Source organism: Haloarcula sp. CBA1127 (assembly GCF_001485575.1).
GTDB lineage: Archaea > Halobacteriota > Halobacteria > Halobacteriales > Haloarculaceae > Haloarcula.
The window spans coordinates 354,065-372,583 of sequence record NZ_BCNB01000006.1 but is presented as its reverse complement, the minus strand read 5'-3'; the positions used below and the strand labels follow the sequence as shown (position 1 = coordinate 372,583).

The 18,519-nt window shown below is 63.9% G+C and carries 16 protein-coding genes and 1 pseudogene; 8 read left to right on the top strand and 9 right to left on the bottom strand.

From position 1 onward, the window contains the following. Positions 1-165 precede the first annotated feature (165 nt). The 5 genes from AV059_RS06515 to AV059_RS06495 form a co-directional block, all read right to left on the bottom strand. Positions 166-504, bottom strand: a complete 339-nt coding sequence (locus AV059_RS06515; protein ID WP_058993210.1) for a hypothetical protein — start codon at positions 502-504, stop codon at positions 166-168. A 1-nt stretch (position 505) separates the two neighbouring features. Further along, positions 506-874: a helix-turn-helix domain-containing protein gene (locus tag AV059_RS06510; RefSeq protein ID WP_058993208.1), complete on the bottom strand. Its 369-nt coding sequence runs from the start codon at positions 872-874 to the stop codon at positions 506-508. Positions 875-972: 98 nt separating this feature from the next. Then, a complete protein-coding gene (locus tag AV059_RS06505) occupies positions 973-2,238 on the bottom strand; it encodes a hypothetical protein (protein ID WP_058993205.1) in 1,266 nt (421 codons plus the stop codon). A 117-nt stretch (positions 2,239-2,355) separates the two neighbouring features. Further along, positions 2,356-3,285, bottom strand: coding sequence for a lipoyl synthase (gene lipA / locus AV059_RS06500; RefSeq protein WP_058993203.1), 930 nt, complete (start codon positions 3,283-3,285; stop codon positions 2,356-2,358). A 154-nt stretch (positions 3,286-3,439) separates the two neighbouring features. Further along, positions 3,440-4,273: a bifunctional 2-polyprenyl-6-hydroxyphenol methylase/3-demethylubiquinol 3-O-methyltransferase UbiG gene (locus AV059_RS06495; protein ID WP_058993201.1), complete on the bottom strand. Its 834-nt coding sequence runs from the start codon at positions 4,271-4,273 to the stop codon at positions 3,440-3,442. A 188-nt stretch (positions 4,274-4,461) separates the two neighbouring features. Between AV059_RS06495 and AV059_RS06490 the strand changes: the two genes are divergently transcribed. Then, a complete protein-coding gene (locus AV059_RS06490; RefSeq protein ID WP_058997480.1) occupies positions 4,462-6,831 on the top strand; it encodes a DEAD/DEAH box helicase in 2,370 nt (789 codons plus the stop codon). A 205-nt stretch (positions 6,832-7,036) separates the two neighbouring features. Further along, positions 7,037-7,276 (top strand): hypothetical protein, encoded by a 240-nt coding sequence (locus AV059_RS06485; RefSeq protein ID WP_058997479.1) that lies wholly within the window; start codon positions 7,037-7,039, stop codon positions 7,274-7,276. Positions 7,277-7,475: 199 nt separating this feature from the next. On the opposite strand, the gene AV059_RS06480 is transcribed toward AV059_RS06485, so the two are convergent. Then, the gene (locus AV059_RS06480) at positions 7,476-8,132 is read right to left on the bottom strand and encodes an HAD family phosphatase (RefSeq protein ID WP_058993199.1); all 657 of its coding nucleotides are present in this window, start codon (positions 8,130-8,132) and stop codon (positions 7,476-7,478) included. Between the two features lie 118 nt (positions 8,133-8,250). Here AV059_RS06480 and AV059_RS06475 point away from each other — a divergent pair, with 118 nt between their 5' ends. The 5 genes from AV059_RS06475 to pheT all read left to right on the top strand — a co-directional run bounded on the left by AV059_RS06475 (position 8,251) and on the right by pheT (position 15,386). Further along, a complete protein-coding gene (locus tag AV059_RS06475; protein WP_058993197.1) occupies positions 8,251-8,973 on the top strand; it encodes an endonuclease NucS domain-containing protein in 723 nt (240 codons plus the stop codon). 85 nt (positions 8,974-9,058) lie between these two features. Further along, the gene (gene endA / locus AV059_RS06470) at positions 9,059-10,066 is read left to right on the top strand and encodes a tRNA-intron lyase (RefSeq protein WP_058993196.1); all 1,008 of its coding nucleotides are present in this window, start codon (positions 9,059-9,061) and stop codon (positions 10,064-10,066) included. 130 nt (positions 10,067-10,196) lie between these two features. Beyond that, entirely contained in the window at positions 10,197-11,846 is a 1,650-nt protein-coding gene (locus tag AV059_RS06465) for a tryptophan--tRNA ligase (RefSeq protein WP_058997477.1), read from the top strand. A gap of 274 nt (positions 11,847-12,120) precedes the next feature. Then, positions 12,121-13,632 (top strand): phenylalanine--tRNA ligase subunit alpha, encoded by a 1,512-nt coding sequence (locus AV059_RS06460; RefSeq protein ID WP_058993194.1) that lies wholly within the window; start codon positions 12,121-12,123, stop codon positions 13,630-13,632. Next, on the top strand, positions 13,632-15,386 hold the full coding sequence (gene pheT / locus AV059_RS06455) for a phenylalanine--tRNA ligase subunit beta (RefSeq protein WP_058993192.1): 1,755 nt from the start codon (positions 13,632-13,634) through the stop codon (positions 15,384-15,386). Before AV059_RS06460 ends, pheT begins: the two co-directional genes overlap by 1 nt. Positions 15,387-15,441: 55 nt before the next feature. Here the strand turns inward: pheT and AV059_RS06450 are convergent. From AV059_RS06450 to AV059_RS06440, 3 genes and pseudogenes are all read right to left on the bottom strand, one after another. Then, positions 15,442-15,916: pseudogene (locus AV059_RS06450) on the bottom strand (RDD family protein). Between the two features lie 39 nt (positions 15,917-15,955). Then, positions 15,956-17,008 (bottom strand): quinone-dependent dihydroorotate dehydrogenase, encoded by a 1,053-nt coding sequence (locus tag AV059_RS06445; RefSeq protein WP_058993190.1) that lies wholly within the window; start codon positions 17,006-17,008, stop codon positions 15,956-15,958. 105 nt (positions 17,009-17,113) lie between these two features. Continuing rightward, positions 17,114-17,311 carry a hypothetical protein gene (locus tag AV059_RS06440; RefSeq protein WP_004516407.1) on the bottom strand — a complete coding sequence of 66 codons (198 nt, stop codon included), beginning with the start codon at positions 17,309-17,311 and terminating at the stop codon, positions 17,114-17,116. A gap of 248 nt (positions 17,312-17,559) precedes the next feature. On the opposite strand from AV059_RS06440, the gene AV059_RS06435 reads away from it, so the two are divergent. Next, positions 17,560-17,868, top strand: a complete 309-nt coding sequence (locus AV059_RS06435; protein ID WP_004960658.1) for a non-histone chromosomal MC1 family protein — start codon at positions 17,560-17,562, stop codon at positions 17,866-17,868. Positions 17,869-18,519 lie beyond the last annotated feature (651 nt).

The following is an 18,519-nucleotide window of genomic DNA, read 5'->3' as shown; positions in this document are numbered from 1 at the left end:
GCCTCCGTCGAAGTGGCATACGACGACTGTTCACTCGCACTACGTTTAGAGCTTTCGCGGCGCTGAAAAATATCGCCGACGTGGGTATTACTGGGAATATGGGTGTCTAAGCCATGCTACATCGATTTAAAATCTGCCTAATTTATCAGTGATAACTCCGATGTATCAGTTGTTAGCGTGGACATCGGCCCGCGTCAGATACAGCGAGTAAGCAATACAGAGCAGCCCGGAGAGTTGGATCAGTCGCACGACTAACCGGAAGTAATCCTGATAGACGAGGGGGACCGACCCAGCCTGCAACAGCGCGTTGCCGGCGAAGGCCGTCGCGTAAGTGACGCCAAACAGCAGTACCATCCCGATAGAGAGGTACCGCATCGGGGGGCTGTCGTGGCGTCGGAGCCCGCGGTAGGCCTGATAGCCGATATAGAGGCCGACGAGCGCGGTCGCCGCGGCGGCGGTGGTCGTTGCGAGCTCGAGTGTCGTCAGTGAGTCGTGAAGCGCCATCTCAGAAGTCCTCCCAAAGCCTAGTGAGCCGGTCGGCAACGTCGTCGCCGCGTCGTTCGAGGTCGAACCGGAGTTCGCCGTTGCGCAGACGTATCGACACCTCGTCTAATGTCGCGACGTAGACGGTATCGTGGTGGCCATCGGCCCGCGGGCGGGTGCGTTCGTCGACGAGCCCGGCCGCTGTCAGGCGCTCGACGCGCCGGTAAATAGTCGCCTGCGAGACATCACAGCGCTCGCTCAGTTCCTTCGCACTCAGCGCGTCGCCGCTCGTGGCCGTGAGGATCGTCCGGACGTGCTCGTCGTCGAGCAGGCCGACGACGGCCTCGAGCGTCGTGTCGTCGGGCACGTCCGGGTCGTCGGGTAGTGTCATAACTTGCGGTGTGGAGTCGCGTGCGGGTTCTCGCACGCGGGAGGGCAGCACGTCAGCGGGAGAGGGCGGAACGATATCGGGGCCGGGAGACGTCGTAATCATTCGAATTCGTGTTTGTAGACGGTTGTGGACCAGCCACTATCCGAGTGGATGGTGATACGAACCTCGATTCCGGCATCGTCGTCGGTCTCAGGGGCAGCGGTGGAGACAGTGAACGACTCGCCCGGTTCCATCTGGCCACCGAGGTGGCCGATGTCGATAGTCGAGGGGTCGAGGTCGCCGGTGACACGGAGGGCGTCGGTCGGGACTGAGTCGCCGGCGTCGTGGTGGATGGTCACCTGCTCAGCGTCGGGGTCATGTGTCGCGCGCCAGGCGACGGCGGGAAGCTGGGACGTCTTTTGGGCCAACGTCTCGTTCACGTACGAACGCTTGATGGCCAGCGTTATTGTCGCAACGCGACCCTCGACGGTGACGTCGACGGCGCTCGCGTGGCGACGGCTCGGGAGGCTCATGGTCGGATAGTCGTTTTTGAGTGCCTCTTTCACTGCCTGCTCCGAGACATCGTACTCTTCGGGGAACAGCCACGTCTCGACAGTGTAGACGTCCTTGCCGTCGTGTTCGAGCCAGCCGGCCCAGCCGACGGTGTCCTCGAGCATCCCGCCGCCCGTGATGCTCTGGATGCCACGGAGCCACAACCGCCCCCAGCGTCGTTGTCCGGCGCTCTCTGTGAGTGCGGCGACGTTCGCGTCGCGTTCGTGGTATCGCGTGACATCACCGCGGCCGGCGTCGACGGTCGCGGTCACGACCGCTCGTGCGTGCGGGCCGTTCCCGAACACGACCGCCTCGGGGCCGACGGCGACCGTCCACGGGCAGTCGCCTCGCTCGTACAGGTCGTAGCCGGCGTGGGTATCGACGCGTTCGTAGGCCGTTTCACGGACGGTATCCCTGACCGCGGCCGGGTCGATGTCACCAACCAGTGTCGCGGTCATCCCCGTGCCATACAACTGTAAGAACGTGATGTCCATGTCGTCGACGTCGACGCCAACGTAGTCCATGTTGGAGACGACGGCCCGACGGGCTGCGCTCGACCGTGCCCAGGTCGGGGCATTTGTGGGCGGCGGCACATGAACGATGGCGCTGTAGCCGTCGCTGGCATCGCTCGCATCTGGTAGCGCCGACGGCGCTGGAAACCACTCGCGATACGACGGCGGCTCCGCCTGCGGGACGTCGATGGAACCGTACTTGAACTGCGTCCCAAGCGGCGGCAACCCGTTACACCCCGCGAGGATGCTCGCAAGTGTCGCACCGCCCGCCCGAAGTACCTGGCGGCGGGGAATCGTTCGGTCGTTGCAGTCTGGAGTCATCCACTCGGGACGTCGGTGGCAACGTTGGTAAATGGGGCTCTCGGTGTGCCCCTGCTGCAGACCGTGACAACGTTTAAATACTGGAGCGTGCTCGAGGGGTACGTTCTGCTGGCGTCGCTAATTGCTCGCTCGCGCACGCTCTCGAGCGACGTCCACGTCTTCGCCGTCTCGAACTACCGCCTCCACGAACAGTTCACCGGCGCGGTAGGACGACCGGACCATCGGTCCCGAGGCGCAGTACAGGAAGTCGAACTCCTCCTCGGCGACCCGCTGCCAGGTGTCGAAGGTGTCCGGATGGACGTACTCCGAGACTTCTAGATGTGAGCGGGAGGGCTGGAGGTACTGGCCGAAGGTGACCACGTCGACGCCGGCCTGCCGGAGGTCCGACAGCGTCTGGTACACCTCGTGGGCGTACTCGCCGACGCCAAGCATCAGGCTGGTCTTGCTGTAGCAGTCGCTTTCGCGGTCGACCTGCCGAAGCACCGAGAGGGACTGCTCGTAGCCCGCCCGGCGGTCCCGGACCGGCCACTGGAGCCGGTCGACCGTCTCGATGTTGTGCGCGATGACGTCCGGGTCGGCGTCGATGATTTTCCGGACGAGGTCCGGCTCACCCTGAAAATCGGGGATGAGACACTCGACCAGAATCGACGGGTCACGCTCTTTGATGGCCCGGATCGTCTCGGCGAAGTGGCCCGCGCCCTGGTCGGGCAGGTCGTCGCGGTCAACGCTTGTCAGTACCACGTAGTCCAGTCCGATCTCCGCGACGGCGTCGGCCACCTGCTGTGGCTCGTCGGAGTCCAGCGGGTCCATCCCACCCGTCTCCACGTCACAGAAGTTACAGCCCCGCGAACAGCGGTCGCCCATCAGCATGAACGTGGCCGTCCCCGGTCCGTCGCGTCCGCTCCAGCACTCCCCGAGGTTGGGGCAGTTGGCTTCCTCACAGACCGTGTTGAGGTTTCGATCCCGGAGCGTCTGCTTGATATCGGTGAACCGCTCGCCCGACGGTGGCCGCATCTTCAGCCAGTCAGGCTTGCGCGAACGACTCATTACCGGCAGTTAGGTTGGGTCGGTCAAAAACGTGCGGGGGTCCTGTCCTCTGTCACACCCGTGTGGAAGGACAATCGGGCGGTCAGGCGGCCTAGCCGAACCGACCGCTGCCTGCGTACTCAAGGACGCCAACGCTACTGCCCGCGTGCCCACCTCAGGCACGGCAGACCGCAAGCATATGTGCGGACATATCCACGACAGTTCGGTCCATCCGGAGTTCGTCTACGAGCGCCTGAACACCGGCCCGCCCGTGTGCCGACAGGTCGGCAGCGGTCTCTCGGAGCGATGGAGCGGCGAGTACTGACGCCAGCCCCTCCAGTCCGACCAGCGTCTCGACGGTTACTCCGCCCGCCTCTAACAGCGCCTCGAACTCATCGGCGCGGAAAAAATGGGTCTCGGTGAACGCCGCGTCGTGACCGAGCTGCGCCACAAACGAACGGTCGTAGTCGCCTGTTTCGGCGAGTTCGTCCGCGTGGACGAGGTGGTCCGACCTGCCGACCAGCGAGAGCATCAGCCAGTTGAGCCGCCCCATGACGGAGGCGAACACCGGACGCCCGGCTTTTGTCACCCGGTGAAGCTCCCGCACGGCGGCCACTCGTTCGTCGGCGTCGAGCACATGCGAGAGCGGCCCACCCAGACACAGCGTCGCGTCAAATACGTCTTGGTCAAACCCGAGGTCGCGCACGTCGCCCGCCTCGACGGCCACCCGCTCTTCGTACCCGTGCTCAGCGACTTTCTCCTGTGCGATAGCTCGCTGGCCCTTGCTGGGGTCGACGAGCGTGACATCGTACCCCTGTTCAGCCAGCCAGACGGCGTACCGACCAGCACCGCCGCCCACGTCGAGAACGTGTCCCGTGTCGGGGAGGTTCGCTTCGAGCTGTGCAACGGTCTCCGACCACTCCAACTGCCCGTGTAGCGTGGCTGTCAGGCGGTCCCACTCGCTCTCATCGTTCTTGTCGTAATAGCTCTCGGGGTCACTGATAGGCACACCTGCGCACTATCAGCCGGCTGAGTTAATTTTTTGCCAGGTGTGTTGGACACTCACACCGATGAACTGCACAGCGAAACCAGCGAATGGACTCGCTTCTCGCACACGTTCGCTCCCCCATAGAAACGCCTTTGCCGTCGCGGAACCGCGACTGTGACGTGTCATCCAGAACCGACAGCGAGCCGACTGTGGCGGTCGCGGAGGTGCTCCCCGAGTTTGCCGACGCCTTCCCCTTCGAGGAGTTCAACCGGATGCAGTCGGCGGCCCTGCCGGCCCTGCTGAACCGCGACGACAACGTCGTCGTCAGCGCGCCGACGGCCAGCGGGAAGACCGCGCTGGCGGAACTGGCCATCTGCAAGACGCTCGCCGAGGACGGGACCGCGCTCTTTCTCGCACCGCTGCGCGCGCTCACCAACGAGAAGGAAAGCGAATGGGAGCGGTTCGAGGAGATGGGCTACTCCGTCTACGTCGTCACCGGTGAACGAGACCTGAACCCCCGCCGCGCCGAGCGAGCCGACATCCTCGTGATGACGCCGGAGAAAGCCGACTCTGCCACCCGGAAACACGAGACCAGCCGCTACTCTTTCATCACTGACGTGGACTGCTGTGTCATCGACGAGGTCCACCTGCTGGATTCCGACCGCCGGGGGGCGGTGCTCGAAGTTACCGTCTCGCGGCTCCGCCGGCTCTGTGACCCGCGCGTCGTGGCGCTGTCGGCGACGATGCCGAACATCGACGACGTGGCCGACTGGCTCGACGCGCCCGAGGAGACGACCTTTGCTTTCGGCGAGAAGTACCGACCGGTCCCACTCAACGCCGATGTGAAGACCTACTCCCACGGTGAGAACGCTTTCGCCGATAAGTACCGGCGGCTCTACCGGGCACTTGACCTCGCCGAGCCACACATCCGCGAGGAGGGCCAGGCGCTCGTCTTCGTCTCCTCGCGCCAGGACACGGTACAGGCCGCCAAGAAGGCCCGGGACGAAATTGTCGAGCGCGATATTCCGATGGGCGCACGCGGGGACTACGACTTTCACAACGATGCCGCCGACCTCTCGAACGATACGCTTCGCCAGTCCGTGCTGGACGGCGTAGGCTTTCACCACGCTGGCCTCGCGCGCGAGGACAAGAACAAAGTCGAGCAGTGGTTCAAGGAGGGCAAGATTCAGCTCCTTTTCTCGACCTCGACGCTCGCGTGGGGCGTGAACCTCCCCGCCCGCTGTGTCGTCATCCGCGATACCAAGCTCCACGACCCGCTCGAAGGCGAGGTCGATATGAGCCCGCTCGACGTGCTCCAGATGCTCGGCCGCGCGGGCCGGCCCGGCTACGACGACATGGGCTATGCCTGGGTCGTGTGTGACCGCTCGGACGCCGACAAGTACCGCCGCCTCCTCCGGGACGGCAAAGAAATCGAGTCCCGATTGGCGGCTGAACTCGACGCCCACCTGAACGCCGAAATCGCGCTGGGCACCATCGACGACGTGGACGACGTGATGGACTGGCTCGCCACGACGTTTTACTACGCCCGCTCGCAGTCGGCCCCCGACGAGTACGACGCCGGCAGCGACCTCCGAAACCGGGTCAGCGACACCCTCTCGGCGCTTGTCGACGAGGGCTTTGTCGAGCAAGACGGCCTCAACGTTGAGCCAACACGGCTCGGCCAGCTCGCCTCGAAGTTCTACCTTCGGCTCTCGACCGCACGCCGGTTCGCGGATGTCGCTGAACGCTGTCAGGACGCCGCCGACCCGGATTCCGCTGTCTCCGTCGACGCGGACGACCTGCTGACTGCGGTGGCCGGTGCAACCGAGTTCGACAGCGTCAGTGCCCGTTCCGATGAAGAGGACGCTGTCCACGCAGTTCTCGGAGATAGCGTCGACGACAGCCTTGACGCCGGCCAGCGCAAGGTGCTGGCCATCCTCCGCTCGGGTATGACCGGGACGACGCCGACAGAACTCAAAAGCGACGCGTGGGTTATCCGTCAGAACGCCCTGCGCCTGCTCGCGGCGATGCGGGAGTTCGTCGACACGCTCGGCCCGGCCCGCTACGCAAACCTCGCGTGTCGGGTCGAGGCCCGCGTCGAACACGGCATCAGTGCCGACGCTGTTGGGCTGACGGCCATCGACGGTGTCGCCAGCGGCCGCGCGGGCAAGCTCGCCGCGGCAGGCCTCTCGTCGCCTGCTGACGTGGTCGAAGCCGGCGAAGATGGCATCGTTCGTGCTGGGCTCTCAGACGGCGTTGCCGAGCAAGTGCTTGCCAACGCGCGGGACCTCCCCGTCGTCTCCATCGACTGGGGCGATTTCCCCGAAACAATCGCGCCCGGCGACAACGATATGCGGGAGGTAACGGTCGAAAACACCGGCGGCAGCGCCCGCGCGGGCCTTCGGGTCACGGTTAACGGGCGTGAGATGACCGCCAAGCCGTCGTATCTCGGTCAGGCCACGCTTCCGGTTGCTGTCTTCGGCGCGGATGCTGACGAACTCACCTTCACCGTTGAGGTCGCGTTCCCCGCGCTGCCGCTCCCCACGATCACCGAAACCCGGTCAGTGCTTGTCCGATAACTGCCGTTTCGGCTGTTCCACTGAAACGCGCTTAGAAAGCTCAATAAAATTTATAAATGCTTTTAGAAGCGTTATAGCCATCTGTGAAACATCGCTGAAAGGTGCTGAAATCCGGTTAATATTCCGAAAAGAGCACGAATTCTCCCCAAGGGTCTGGCGTTTATATGGGGGAATGGGTTCTTACGAAGAACTGAGGAAGCCCACAATGTCCAGTGCATCGCCCTTCCGTTCCCCGACGGACGCCGTCCCAAGTAGCCTTGCCCTCCGATCACTCACTCGTCCCCTGCAATTCATCGCGTTCTGGCTGGCTATCGTCACGCCACTGGCATATCCGCCGCTGCTGCTGGGCGGACTGGACAGTCAGAGCTTCCTCATCTTCGTGGGTGTCGTTGCCCTCAACATCTTCGGCCTCCTTGCGGGCCGCGGATACGGTGACCCCGCCTGACCTGGCCGGGTCTTCCTCCCCCTCCACGTGGCATTTCCGGCACACAGCTTTCCGGGTTTACTTTTCGAACGCATCCTGACCGTACTGCCACTCGCTCAGCCTCGCTTCCCTGCCGCTGATCCAGTTCTGTACCGAATAGCTGTTTCCAACCGCCTTTGATTCTACCCGCTTCCACCCTCAAAGACTGCATACTCGCCTGTTACACACCGCCTAACAGCACCTCGCGCAGCGACGCGGCGTCGTCTGCGGTCTCGTACACCATCGAGAGGTCCGTCTCGTCGCCATCGCCGCGGAACCCGACAGTCGTCATCCCGGCGGCGACGGCGGCGCGTGCGCCCGCGGTGGAGTCCTCCACAGCCCAGCAGTCCTCCGGCGCGACGCCCAGTTCCGCTGCACCACGTTCGTAGATGTCCGGCTCCGGCTTGCCGGGGCCGTCGATGTCGCCGGCGCTGATAGCAACGTCGAACTTCGAGAGGAGGCCGAAGCGCTCGTCGGCCACGTCGATCCAGTCCCACGGTGCGGAGGTCGTCAGCGCCAGCGCCACGCCGGCGTCCCGCAGGTCGTCGAGCAGGTCGTGTGCCCCATTGAGGAAGGTCGCTTCGTCGCCGTAAATCCGCTCGCCGTGCTCCTCGAACAGCCCCTCGAACACCTCACGGCTGATTTCGAGGTCGTACTCGGCGTTCAGGTCCGGATACACCTCTCGGTAGTTTCGACCGGTGATCGCGGACAGCGGGATGTCGTCGTTCGGCGCGGCCGTCGGAAGGATATCCTCGCGCTGGGCACGGACCCAGTGGTCTTCAGACTGGACGAGCACGCCGTCCATATCGAAACAGACCGCAGCAGGCGGGACACTCATTGCTTTGCTGTCGCTCAGCGACGGCTTTGGCTGTTGCGACTCCGGCAGCGACGACCGCGCTACGAAGCTCCGTCCACCGACTGAGGGTTTAAATACTGGAACCCGGGCAGGTCGGTCCATGCACGACGGAACCCGTGTGATAGCTGGCGAGTGTACGACTGTTTTCGAGGGACCGCGTGAGCGAGAGCAGCGCGGCGACGTACTCGTCGTCGTCAAACCGGACAACACTGTCCTCGTTCACGACGCTGAGGGATATCAGCCCGTTGCGTGGCTCACGCGCGCCGAAAGCGTCACCATCGACAATGGAACGGTGACCGCTCGCGATGGCGATGAACTTCTCCGGGTAGCCACTCACGAGGAACACGGCAGTGCCCGCTATCCAGCCTCGACCGCCGGCGTTCCGGTGCGTGACTGCCCAGACTGCGCTGGGACGCTGGTCCGGGCTCGGAGCGAAGTCACCTGTACCGGCTGTGACGCCGCCTACGGGATTCCGAGCGATGCCGCGGTCACTGGCGGCCGGTGTGACGACTGCGGGCTCCCGACGCTTCGTGTCGAACGCGGCCGAACCTTCGAACTGTGCCTCGACCGGGACTGTGACTCGCTGGACGACGCTGTCACCGCGGCCTTCGACCGCGAGTGGGACTGTCCCAACTGCGACGGTGACCTGTTGATCCTCCGCCGCGGCGGTCTGCTAGCCGGCTGTGAGCACTACCCCGACTGTGACACCGGCTTCTCTATGCCGTCCGGCGTCGTCGTCGGCGACTGTGACTGTGGCCTGCCGCTGTTCGAAACCGCTGGCGGCACGCGCTGTTTGGACAGTTCTTGCGAAGAACAGGGGTGAGGGCTGGGTCTCCACACCCCCCATCCGGTTTCGCTGACGGCTCGGACCCGTAGGGGCTTTGTCGCCGCGGGGGCCACGTCAGAGCATGGAACTGACGCTTGCGGGCGATGTCGTGCGGGCCGGCTACGAGGCGCGCGAGCGCTTCTACGACTCGCGCGGATACGGCAAGGTCCGCAACGGCGACATTGACCTAGCTCCGGTGGAGGCCGCACACCTCCTCTACCGCGGGGATATCGAGAGCATCGACGGCATGGATTTCCGGGCGTTCCTCGGGTCGGCGGCCGTCTCCGAGGTCGACTTCGCAGTCTACAAAGACCTGCGGGACCGCGGCTTCTACCTCACGCCGGCCCGCGAGGGGTGGGTCGACAACGCCGCAGGCACGGACTTTGTCGTCTATCCGCGTGGGAAGGGGCCGTGGGACAACGAGGTCGCCTACCGCGTCCGGGTTATCGGCGAGCGCGACACGATTGTGGCCACTGATCTGGGCGGCTGCGTGCTGGCGGTCGTCGACGAGGAGAGCGAAGTGACGTACCTCAATACTGACCGACGCGAGGTCTCCGGGACCAGCGACGCCGCCGTCCCAGCGACGGCGGGTGAACTGCTCGGAGAGCGGGTGGTGTGCTGGGAACCGCCGGCGGAACTGTACGAACAGGCGTTCTACGGGCAGCAACTGGGTGACGACGGCGCGGTTCAACTCTCGCTCGTAGAGGCTGCGTATCTCACACAGGAGGGGCTACTTACAGTCGAGGGTGGGGCTGAGGCTGTCATTGAGCGGGGCCGCGAGGTCGAGGGCGACCGCTTCGACCGCCGGCTGGCCGTCTATACAGCGCTGCGAGCGAGCGGCGTTGCGCCGAAAACCGGCTTCAAATTCGGCGCGGACTTCCGGACCTATGCCGATGTCGAAAGCGCCGAGAACCTCGGGCACTCGGAGCTACTGGTGCGAGTACTGCCGGCTGACCACCGCTTCGAACCGCGGGACCTCGCGCTGGACGTGCGGCTCGCCCACGGCGTCCGGAAGACGATGGTGTTTGCGCTCACAACAGACGGCGGCGACGAGATTGAATGGGTTGCCGTTGAGCGGCTAACGCCCTGAGCCAGACGAACATTGCAGCACTGGACTACCGCTTGGTTACTGGCTTGGACAGCGCACCGAAACGAACCCTTTTTGCGCCGACCGGAACCAAAGCACCTGTAACGTGGCTCACCGCGAGCCGACCACATCCATGACAACGGACGACTCCCACCACGACGACGCATCGCCCGACGAGGACCGCCGCCAGTCGGGCGGAACGTGGCGGGAGCCTGACGCCCGCTCCGGCGGCGAACCAGTGCTACCGGACGGCGGTACTGAGGCCGAAGGGGCCGACGAGGCGACGCTTGACCCGTGGGGATCCTCGACTATCGCCGACTACCGCAAGCTGTTCGAACAGTTCGGCATCGAGGAGTTCGACGAGGTGCTCCCCGAAGTCCCCAATCCCCACTACCTGATGCGCCGGGGCGTCATCTTCGGCCACCGGGACTACCGACCGGTCGCCGACGCGATGCGCAACGACGACCCCTTCGCCGCGCTGTCGGGGTTCATGCCGACCGGCGACCCGCACATCGGCCACAAGCTGGTCTTCGACGAGATCATCTGGCATCAACAGCAGGGCGGGGACGCACACGCACTCATTGCGGACCTCGAAGCCCACAGCGCCCGCGGACTGTCGTGGGACGAGATCGACGAGCACGCGACGGACTACGTCCTCTCCCTGCTCGCGCTCGGGTTCGATCCTGACGAGGGCACGCTGTACCGCCAGTCCGACAACCGAGAGGTGCAGGACCTCGCGTTCGAACTCGGCGCGGAGGCGAACTTCTCGGAGTTGCAGGCCATCTACGACTTCGATGGCGAGACCGATATCTCCCATATGCAGTCGGTCGTCACGCAGATGGCCGACATCCTCTATCCGCAACTGGACGAGCCCAAACCGACGGTCATCCCCGTCGGCCCGGACCAGGACCCGCACATGCGGCTGGCGCGGGACCTCGCCGCGCGGATGCGGTACTTCGGCGTGACGGAGGCGTTCGCCAGTTTCGAAGCCGACGGGGTCGAACGGACGCTGCTCCGGCAGGCCTACGACGCCCGCGAGGACTACGCCGAGAATGCCGACCGACCGCGGTGTGGCGAGGCCGCCGACTGGCTGCGCGACCACCAGCCAGCACCCGCAGACGCCCGCGAGTCCGTCGTTGCGAAACTCGACGAGGCCGGGAAGGAACCGCTCCGACCACGGATTCGGTTCCTCGACCGCAACGCTACCGACGAGGCTTTCGAGGCGCTCATCGAGGCTGTCGACGGCGAGAAGCGGGTGTACGACGAGCACATCGATACGTTCGATCTGGACCACGCCGAGGCCGAGGAGCTGGCCCGGCAGGTCGAACTCGACAACGGCGGCTACGGCTTCCAGCCGCCGTCCTCGATCTACCACCGGTTCATGACCGGCCTCACCGGCGGCAAGATGTCCTCGTCGATTCCAGCCTCGCACATCTCGCTGCTGGACGACCCAGAGGACGGCTACGACAAGGTGAAATCGGCGACTACCGGCGGTCGCTCTACGGCCGAGGAACAGCGGGAGAAAGGCGGCAAAGCCGACGAGTGCCCGGTGTATGAACTGTACGCGTATCTCCTCTCGGGCGACGACGACGAGTTCGCCAAAGAGGTGTACGATGAGTGTGTCGGCGGCGAACGCCTCTGTGGCGGTTGCAAAGAACAGGCCGCCGAACTGATGGAACAGTTCCTCGAAGAGCATCAGGAGAAACGCGCAGAGTGGGAAGACAGGCTCGAGGAACTCGATATCGACCTCGACTCCGACCGCGCGCCGACGAGCGCCGACTGAGAATCGGGCCCCTACACCTTTTCGTGTCGAGACGAGCACACGCACAACGTTTATATCTGCCAGTCACAACCGCTCAGACATGGTATCCGAATCCCACCGTGCCGGCGCCGCTCGCCAGCCAGCCGACAGTCTGGGGTTCGGCTTCTTTTTCACTGCCTGACCGCGTGTGGACTCTGACGGCGTCGAGAGGCGTGGTCGGACGAAACCGCGAGCAGGAAGTGAGAACCGTTAACTGAGCGACCCGCGGTTATCCCCACAAGACCGAGACACCCGTATGAAACGACCACAGGCACAGGTGGCCGTCCTGCAGGCCACCGACGCACAGAAAGACAGGCGTATCGACGACGTGGCTGCAGAGGCTGACCTCAAGCCGGAAGCGGCCACCAGAGCGGCGTTCGAACTCGAAGCCGACGGGCTGGTGTCCGTCTCCGAGGAGACGCTCGAACACTACGAACTCACCGACGAGGGCGACCGGTACGTCCGGGAGAGTCTGCCAGAACAGGACCTCTACGAGGCCGCTATCGACGCCGGCGCAGCTGATGGTCCAGTCCAGATGGGACAGGTCATCGGCGCGTCCGGCCTCGAAGGCGGCGCAGTCGACATCGCGCTCTCAAACTACGCCCGCAAGGCCTACGGTAGCATCGACAGTGGCGAAATCACGGCCAACCAAGACGCCGACCCCGGGTCCGACCCCGAGATGCTGGCGCTGGAGGCTGTCGCAGACGGGCGTGTCGAGGACGCTGACACGGACGCGCTCGACCAGCTGGAACGGCGTGGCCTCCTCGACGTGCGTGAGGAAACCGTCCGCTCGGTCCAGCTCACTGACGACGGTGTCACCGCGCTGATGGAAGGTGTCGAAGCCGCCGAGACGGTCGACCAGCTTACCCCCGAGATGCTCACCAGCGGCGAGTGGGAGGACGTGGCCTTTACCGAGTACAACGTCGAGGCCGACGCCGAAGACGTGAGTCACGGCAAGGAACACATCCTCCGCCAGACGGCTAACCGCGTGAAGGACACACTCGTCGGCATGGGCTTCTCCGAGATGGAAGGCCCACACGCCGACGCCCAGTTCTGGATCAACGACTGCCTGTTCATGCCACAGGACCACCCCGCCCGGACCCACTGGGACCAGTTCGCCCTGGAGGAGCCAGAGGAGATCGGTCACCTCCCACCGGACCTCGTCGAACGGGTCCGCTCGGCCCACAAGGAGGGTGTCGGCCCCGACGGCGAGGGGTACCACTCGCCGTGGACCGAGGATATCGCCCGCGGGATGGACCTGCGCGGCCACACTACCTCGCTGTCGATGCGCTACCTCTCGGGCCATCAGGTCGGCGAACTCGACCCACCCGAACGCTACTTCAGCGTCGAGAAGGTGTACCGAAACGACACGCTGGACCCGACGCATCTGCTCGAGTTCTTCCAGATCGAGGGCTGGGTGATGGCCGAAGACCTCTCCGTGCGAGACCTGATGGGGACGTTCACGGAGTTCTACGAGCAGTTCGGCATCACCGACCTGGAGTTCAAGCCCCACTACAACCCATACACGGAGCCGAGCTTCGAACTGTTCGGTACCCACCCCGAGACCGGCGAGGTCGTCGAGGTCGGCAACTCCGGAATCTTTCGCGACGAGGTGCTCACGCCCCTTGGCGTCGACTGTGACGTGATGGCGTGGGGCCTCTCGCTCGAACGACTACTCATGCTCATGTACGGCTTTGAAGACATCCGCGACGTGCACGGGACGCTGTGTGATCTTGAACTGCTGCGGGAGACGGAGGTGATCCGCTAATGCCGGTTGTCGATGTCGACCCTGACGAACTGCGGTATCTGACCGGGCACGACGAGAAAGACGATGACGAACTCAAATCGGACCTGTTCAACCTCGGCCTCGAGTTCGAGGGCTGGACCGAGGACGACGAGTTCCAACTGGAGTTCGCGCCGGACCGACTGGACCGCCTCTCCGTTGAGGGGGTCGCGCGGTCGCTGCGGTACCACTACGGCGACGACCGCGGGGTGGATATCCCCAACACGAACAGCGCCGACTGGAGCATTGAGGTCGAGGACCAGCCCGACGAGCGCCCGTACGTCACCGGCGCTATCGTCCGCGGCCTCGACATGGACGAGGCCGCACTGGAATCGCTTATCCAACTACAGGAGAAGCTCCACGCGACGATGGGTCGCAAGCGGGCGAAAGGTGCGATCGGCGTTCACGACCTCACCATGCTGAAAGGCGACTCGGTCACGGACGAGACGGGCAAGTCTATCACCTACACCAGCGCGGACCCCGACGAGGCCACGTTCGTTCCGCTGGACGCCGACGCGGAGATGACTCCAAGCGAGGTCATGGCGTCCCACGAGACCGGCCAGACCTACGGTGACCTTGTGGCCGACTTCGACCGCGTACCGGCCATCTACGACGCCATCGGCCTGTTCTCGTTCCCGCCGGTCATCAACGGCCGCCGGACCGAGGTTAGCGTCGACTCCCGGGACCTGTTCATCGAGATGACCGGGACCGACCAGTGGACCATCGACCATATGTGCAACATCGTCTGCTACGCGCTCGCCGCCCGCGGCGGGCAGGTCGAGAAGGTTGATGTGTCCTACGCCGAAGACGCGCCCGGGGAGTACGCCGGCAAGACGCTGGAACGGCCGGACTTCTCGGTCCGGACGAAGACGGTCACGCACGACCGCATCGAGTCCATCCTCGGCGTCTCGCTGGACAGCCGCGAGGTCATCGACTACGCCGAGCGGGCCGGCCTCGATGCGACCAAGACGGAAGCTGACGACGGTGTGGCATACGACGTCGAGGTTCCGCCCTACCGCGTCGACGTCATTCACCCGCTCGACATCATCGACGACATCGGCCGGGCGCTTGGGTTCAACAGCCTCGAACCGACCTACCCTGACGTGTCGACGGTCGGCGGTCGGCATGAACGGTCCCGGCTTGAGGACGCTGCCCGTGACGCGCTCGTCGGCCTGGGCTTCGAGGACCTGCTGAACTTCCACATGATAAACGAGGTCGAGAACTTTGAGCGGATGAATCTCTCGACTCCGGAGGCCGAAGACGGAAGCGACGCCGACACTGTCGGCCTGGCTGATCCGGTCACCATTCAGGAGCCCTACAGCGATGACTACACCATCCTCCGGACGTGGGCACTCCCGTCCATCATGATGGTACTGGAGAACAACACTCACCGGAGCTACCCGCAGGACCTCGCCGAAATCGGGCTGGCCGCCGGTCTTGACGACGCCGAGAACACCGGTGTCGCTGAGCATCGCACTGTCGCCGCCGCGCTCGCGCGCACGGACGCCTCCTACGAGGACGCGAAGGCTCGTCTGCAGGCGCTCGCCGACGCCTTCGACAAAGACCTCTCGACGCCTCCGACCACACATCCGGCGTTCATCGGCGGCCGCGCCGCCGAGGTCGTTCTTGACGGCGAATCGGTCGGCGTCATCGGCGAGATCCATCCGAAGGTGCTTGTCGAGCACGACCTGGAACTGCCGGTCGCCGCATTCGAACTCCGACTGGACGCACTGGAATAAGTACGGCCGCAAATCGCAGCGGGCGCTCGGCTCTCTCTGCTCTGCCCGCTCTACTCTACCTGTCGCTCGGATACACGTACTCCACGTCGCTTGGTTCCCTGTCTTCTTCGTCAGTCTCGATGACGATGGTCGAGGAGAGTTTGTTGAACAGCCTGCTCCCTTCTTCGTAGGCCAGCCAGCCGACAAGGATGTCTATGGGAAGCAGGAACGCCTTCCCGAAGCTCTCGATGGCTGCCGTGCCGTAGTCGATGTCGTCGCCGCGTTCATCCGTGACGGCAATGTTCATTACCATCTTCCCGACCGACTGGCCCTGTCGGCCTTCGAGGGCCGTCCAGTACACGAACAGGCCGAGTCCGTTCAGGCCGGTGAAACGGAGTGGTACCCGAGAGGCCGCCGGTCAGGAGAGAGAACACACCAGCCGCCTCGCCAAGTGCGGAGAGGAGGGCACCGATGAGTAGGATGTCGATGAGCCACGCGAGAAAGCGGTCATCCCAGGACGCAATGTGCAGCGTACGGCGGGTGTCGGCCATGTCGCCGGTTCGCTGCAACTGTACTTCAAGACTCGCAAGCTACAAGTCTGCACCAACGGCGTCCTCGACCGAGTCGAAGCCGTCTTGTGCGAGCAAGTCACGCAGTCCCGAATTGATTTCGCGGGCGATTGACGGACCGCGATAGACCAGACCGGTGTACAACTGGACGAGTGAGGCCCCGGCACGGATCTTCCGGTATGCGCCCTCCGCTGTCGAGACGCCACCGACGCCGACGACGGGCACGTCGACACGCTCGGCGACGAACCGCACCATCTCGGTCGCCTCGTTCTCGATTGGTTTCCCTGAGAGGCCGCCCGTCTCGACCGCGTTCGGCGAGCGCAGACTGGCGGGCCGTTTCGTCGTCGTGTTGGTCGCGACGACGCCGTCTAGGTCGAGTTCAGTCACCAGATCAAGCGCGTCCTCAACTGCCGGCTCGGGGAGGTCCGGCGAGAGCTTCACAAGCAGCGGGGCCGCACCCGCGTCCTGCAGCTCCCCAAGGATGGCCTCCATTGCGTCACGGTTCTGGAGTTCTTCGAACCCCTCGGAGTTGGGGCAGGAAACGTTGACGACAAAGAAGTCCCCGCCTTCAGCGACATGTTCGTACGTGGTCCGGTAGTCGTCTGGGGCCTCGTCCGTTCCGACGTGTTCCGTCTTGGCGATGTTGACGCCGACCGGGAACGGGGCATCGACGTTCTTCAACCGCTCGCCGATGACGATGGCCCCGTCGTTGTTCAGTCCCATCCGGTTGATTATCGCCTCGTCTGCTTTGAGCCGGAACATCCGCGGGCGGGCGTTCCCGGCCTGTGGCTCGGCCGTGACACCGCCGACTTCGGCGAAGCCGAAGCCCAGTGACGCCAGCGCACTAGGGATGGTGGCGTTCTTGTCGAAACCGGCAGCGACTCCAACGGGGTTGTCGAACGTGTAGCCGAATGCCTCCACTGCGAGCCGGTCGTCAGCGACGGTGTAGCGGTCGGCCATCGCGTCGGCGATTCGAGTTCCATCAACTGCTTCTAACAGTCGATGGACGCTCCGGTTGGCAGTTTCTGCTGGCAGCGAAAACAGGAGTGGTTTCGCGATATCGTAGGGTCTCATTGTGTGGGTGTTCGGGTTAGCTCGAAGAACGGTGGTGACTGACCGATTTCGGGCGTCGGCCCCGACAGCCCCGCCCAGTGGCACTGTGTCACCGTCGATGGTGCCTTAAAAGTCGTGCTCGACCTCTTCCGGGTCTGCTTTCTGGATAATAATTTTGTTGTCGCGGACGCGGACGAACACTTCGTCACCGATCTCCATCCCGGCGACGGCTAGCTCGTCTTCGTGAATGTTGATATGTACGTTGTGGTACTCGCCGTCCTCATCTTTGGCGCCACTCGGGCTGAGCTTCTTCTTTCGCACCATCGCGCTATCCTACTCCGCACTTCACCGCAGGATACACTTAAGTCTACCGTGCCGCCGGCCGCTGGCTGGTGGTTTTCTGGGCGCGCGTGATGATTTCGACCCGAATATACGGCTTGAATCGGCCGGTTTAGGAGGTCGAAGCAGCACGCGACAGCATCAGTGTATAAAAGCATCCCCCGACGGAGGGCGGATTGGGGGGTATATTTATGTTCTGCCATGTGCTGAATTGGCATGGAGCGGTGAAATCCATGGCACCCGACAGTGACAAGCGCAACTTCGCACTGCGCGAAGACGGTGACGAATCGAGCGTCTTCTCGGGCGGAACACCTCGACAGGCTGCGCTGAAGGCAGCACGTCGACTCGAGCCGGCCGACGGTGAAGAGCAGGCTGATCCTGAGGAGATACGACTACGGGAGAAGGGGACCCACAAAGTCCACATCTATGAAGCGTGGGCATGGGTTGAGGAAGCCCCAGACGACAAACCCGACTGGATGCCCGGCGACATCACGAAGGGGAACGTCTCGAAGCAGGGCGTCGAACACCTAGACGAGATCTAGGCCGCATTCCCGACATTTTCGGTAACGTCCTGACGTGTAGATCTTGGTCGCGCGCTTGCGTGCGCGCGACCAGAAATTGTGCATCACAGCTACCACTGTCCCGTGACCCGTACTCTCTATCTGTACACGTGTGGGACACTCTCTCCCGTGTAATTCCGTCCCGCAGGCGACTTCCTTCGACGGGGTTAAGTGTGACTCACCCATCGGAATGAAATGCGAACGCGGTCAGGGGGCGACGCCCCCCGAACGAACGTACTCGTTCCGACGCCCTTAAGTGTAACAGGGTGCTCGGAATGAACGCGAAGGTCGCTCACGTCGTGCGGTTCGACGCGAGCCCGATCCGACGCCCTTAAGTGTAACAGGGCACTCGGAATGAATGCGAACGACGTTCGGTCGGGGTGTCGAACCCCTGCCGACACGGACCAGGCGGGATCGGCTCGCCAACGAAACTCGAAGCCTTTATGATGGCTTCGAAATAACAATCAGGTCCGAAGAAATGAGGATTCCACCCCTGCGGTCCGCCGTCAAGATGGGATCTGATGTTAGCCCTGATAGTTCGGTGACACTCGGTCGACGGGTGTCCTCGAACACCCTTCGATAGCGACCACACCCATTATATGGGTGTGATCCCGCCTAACCCCCCGGCCTTGT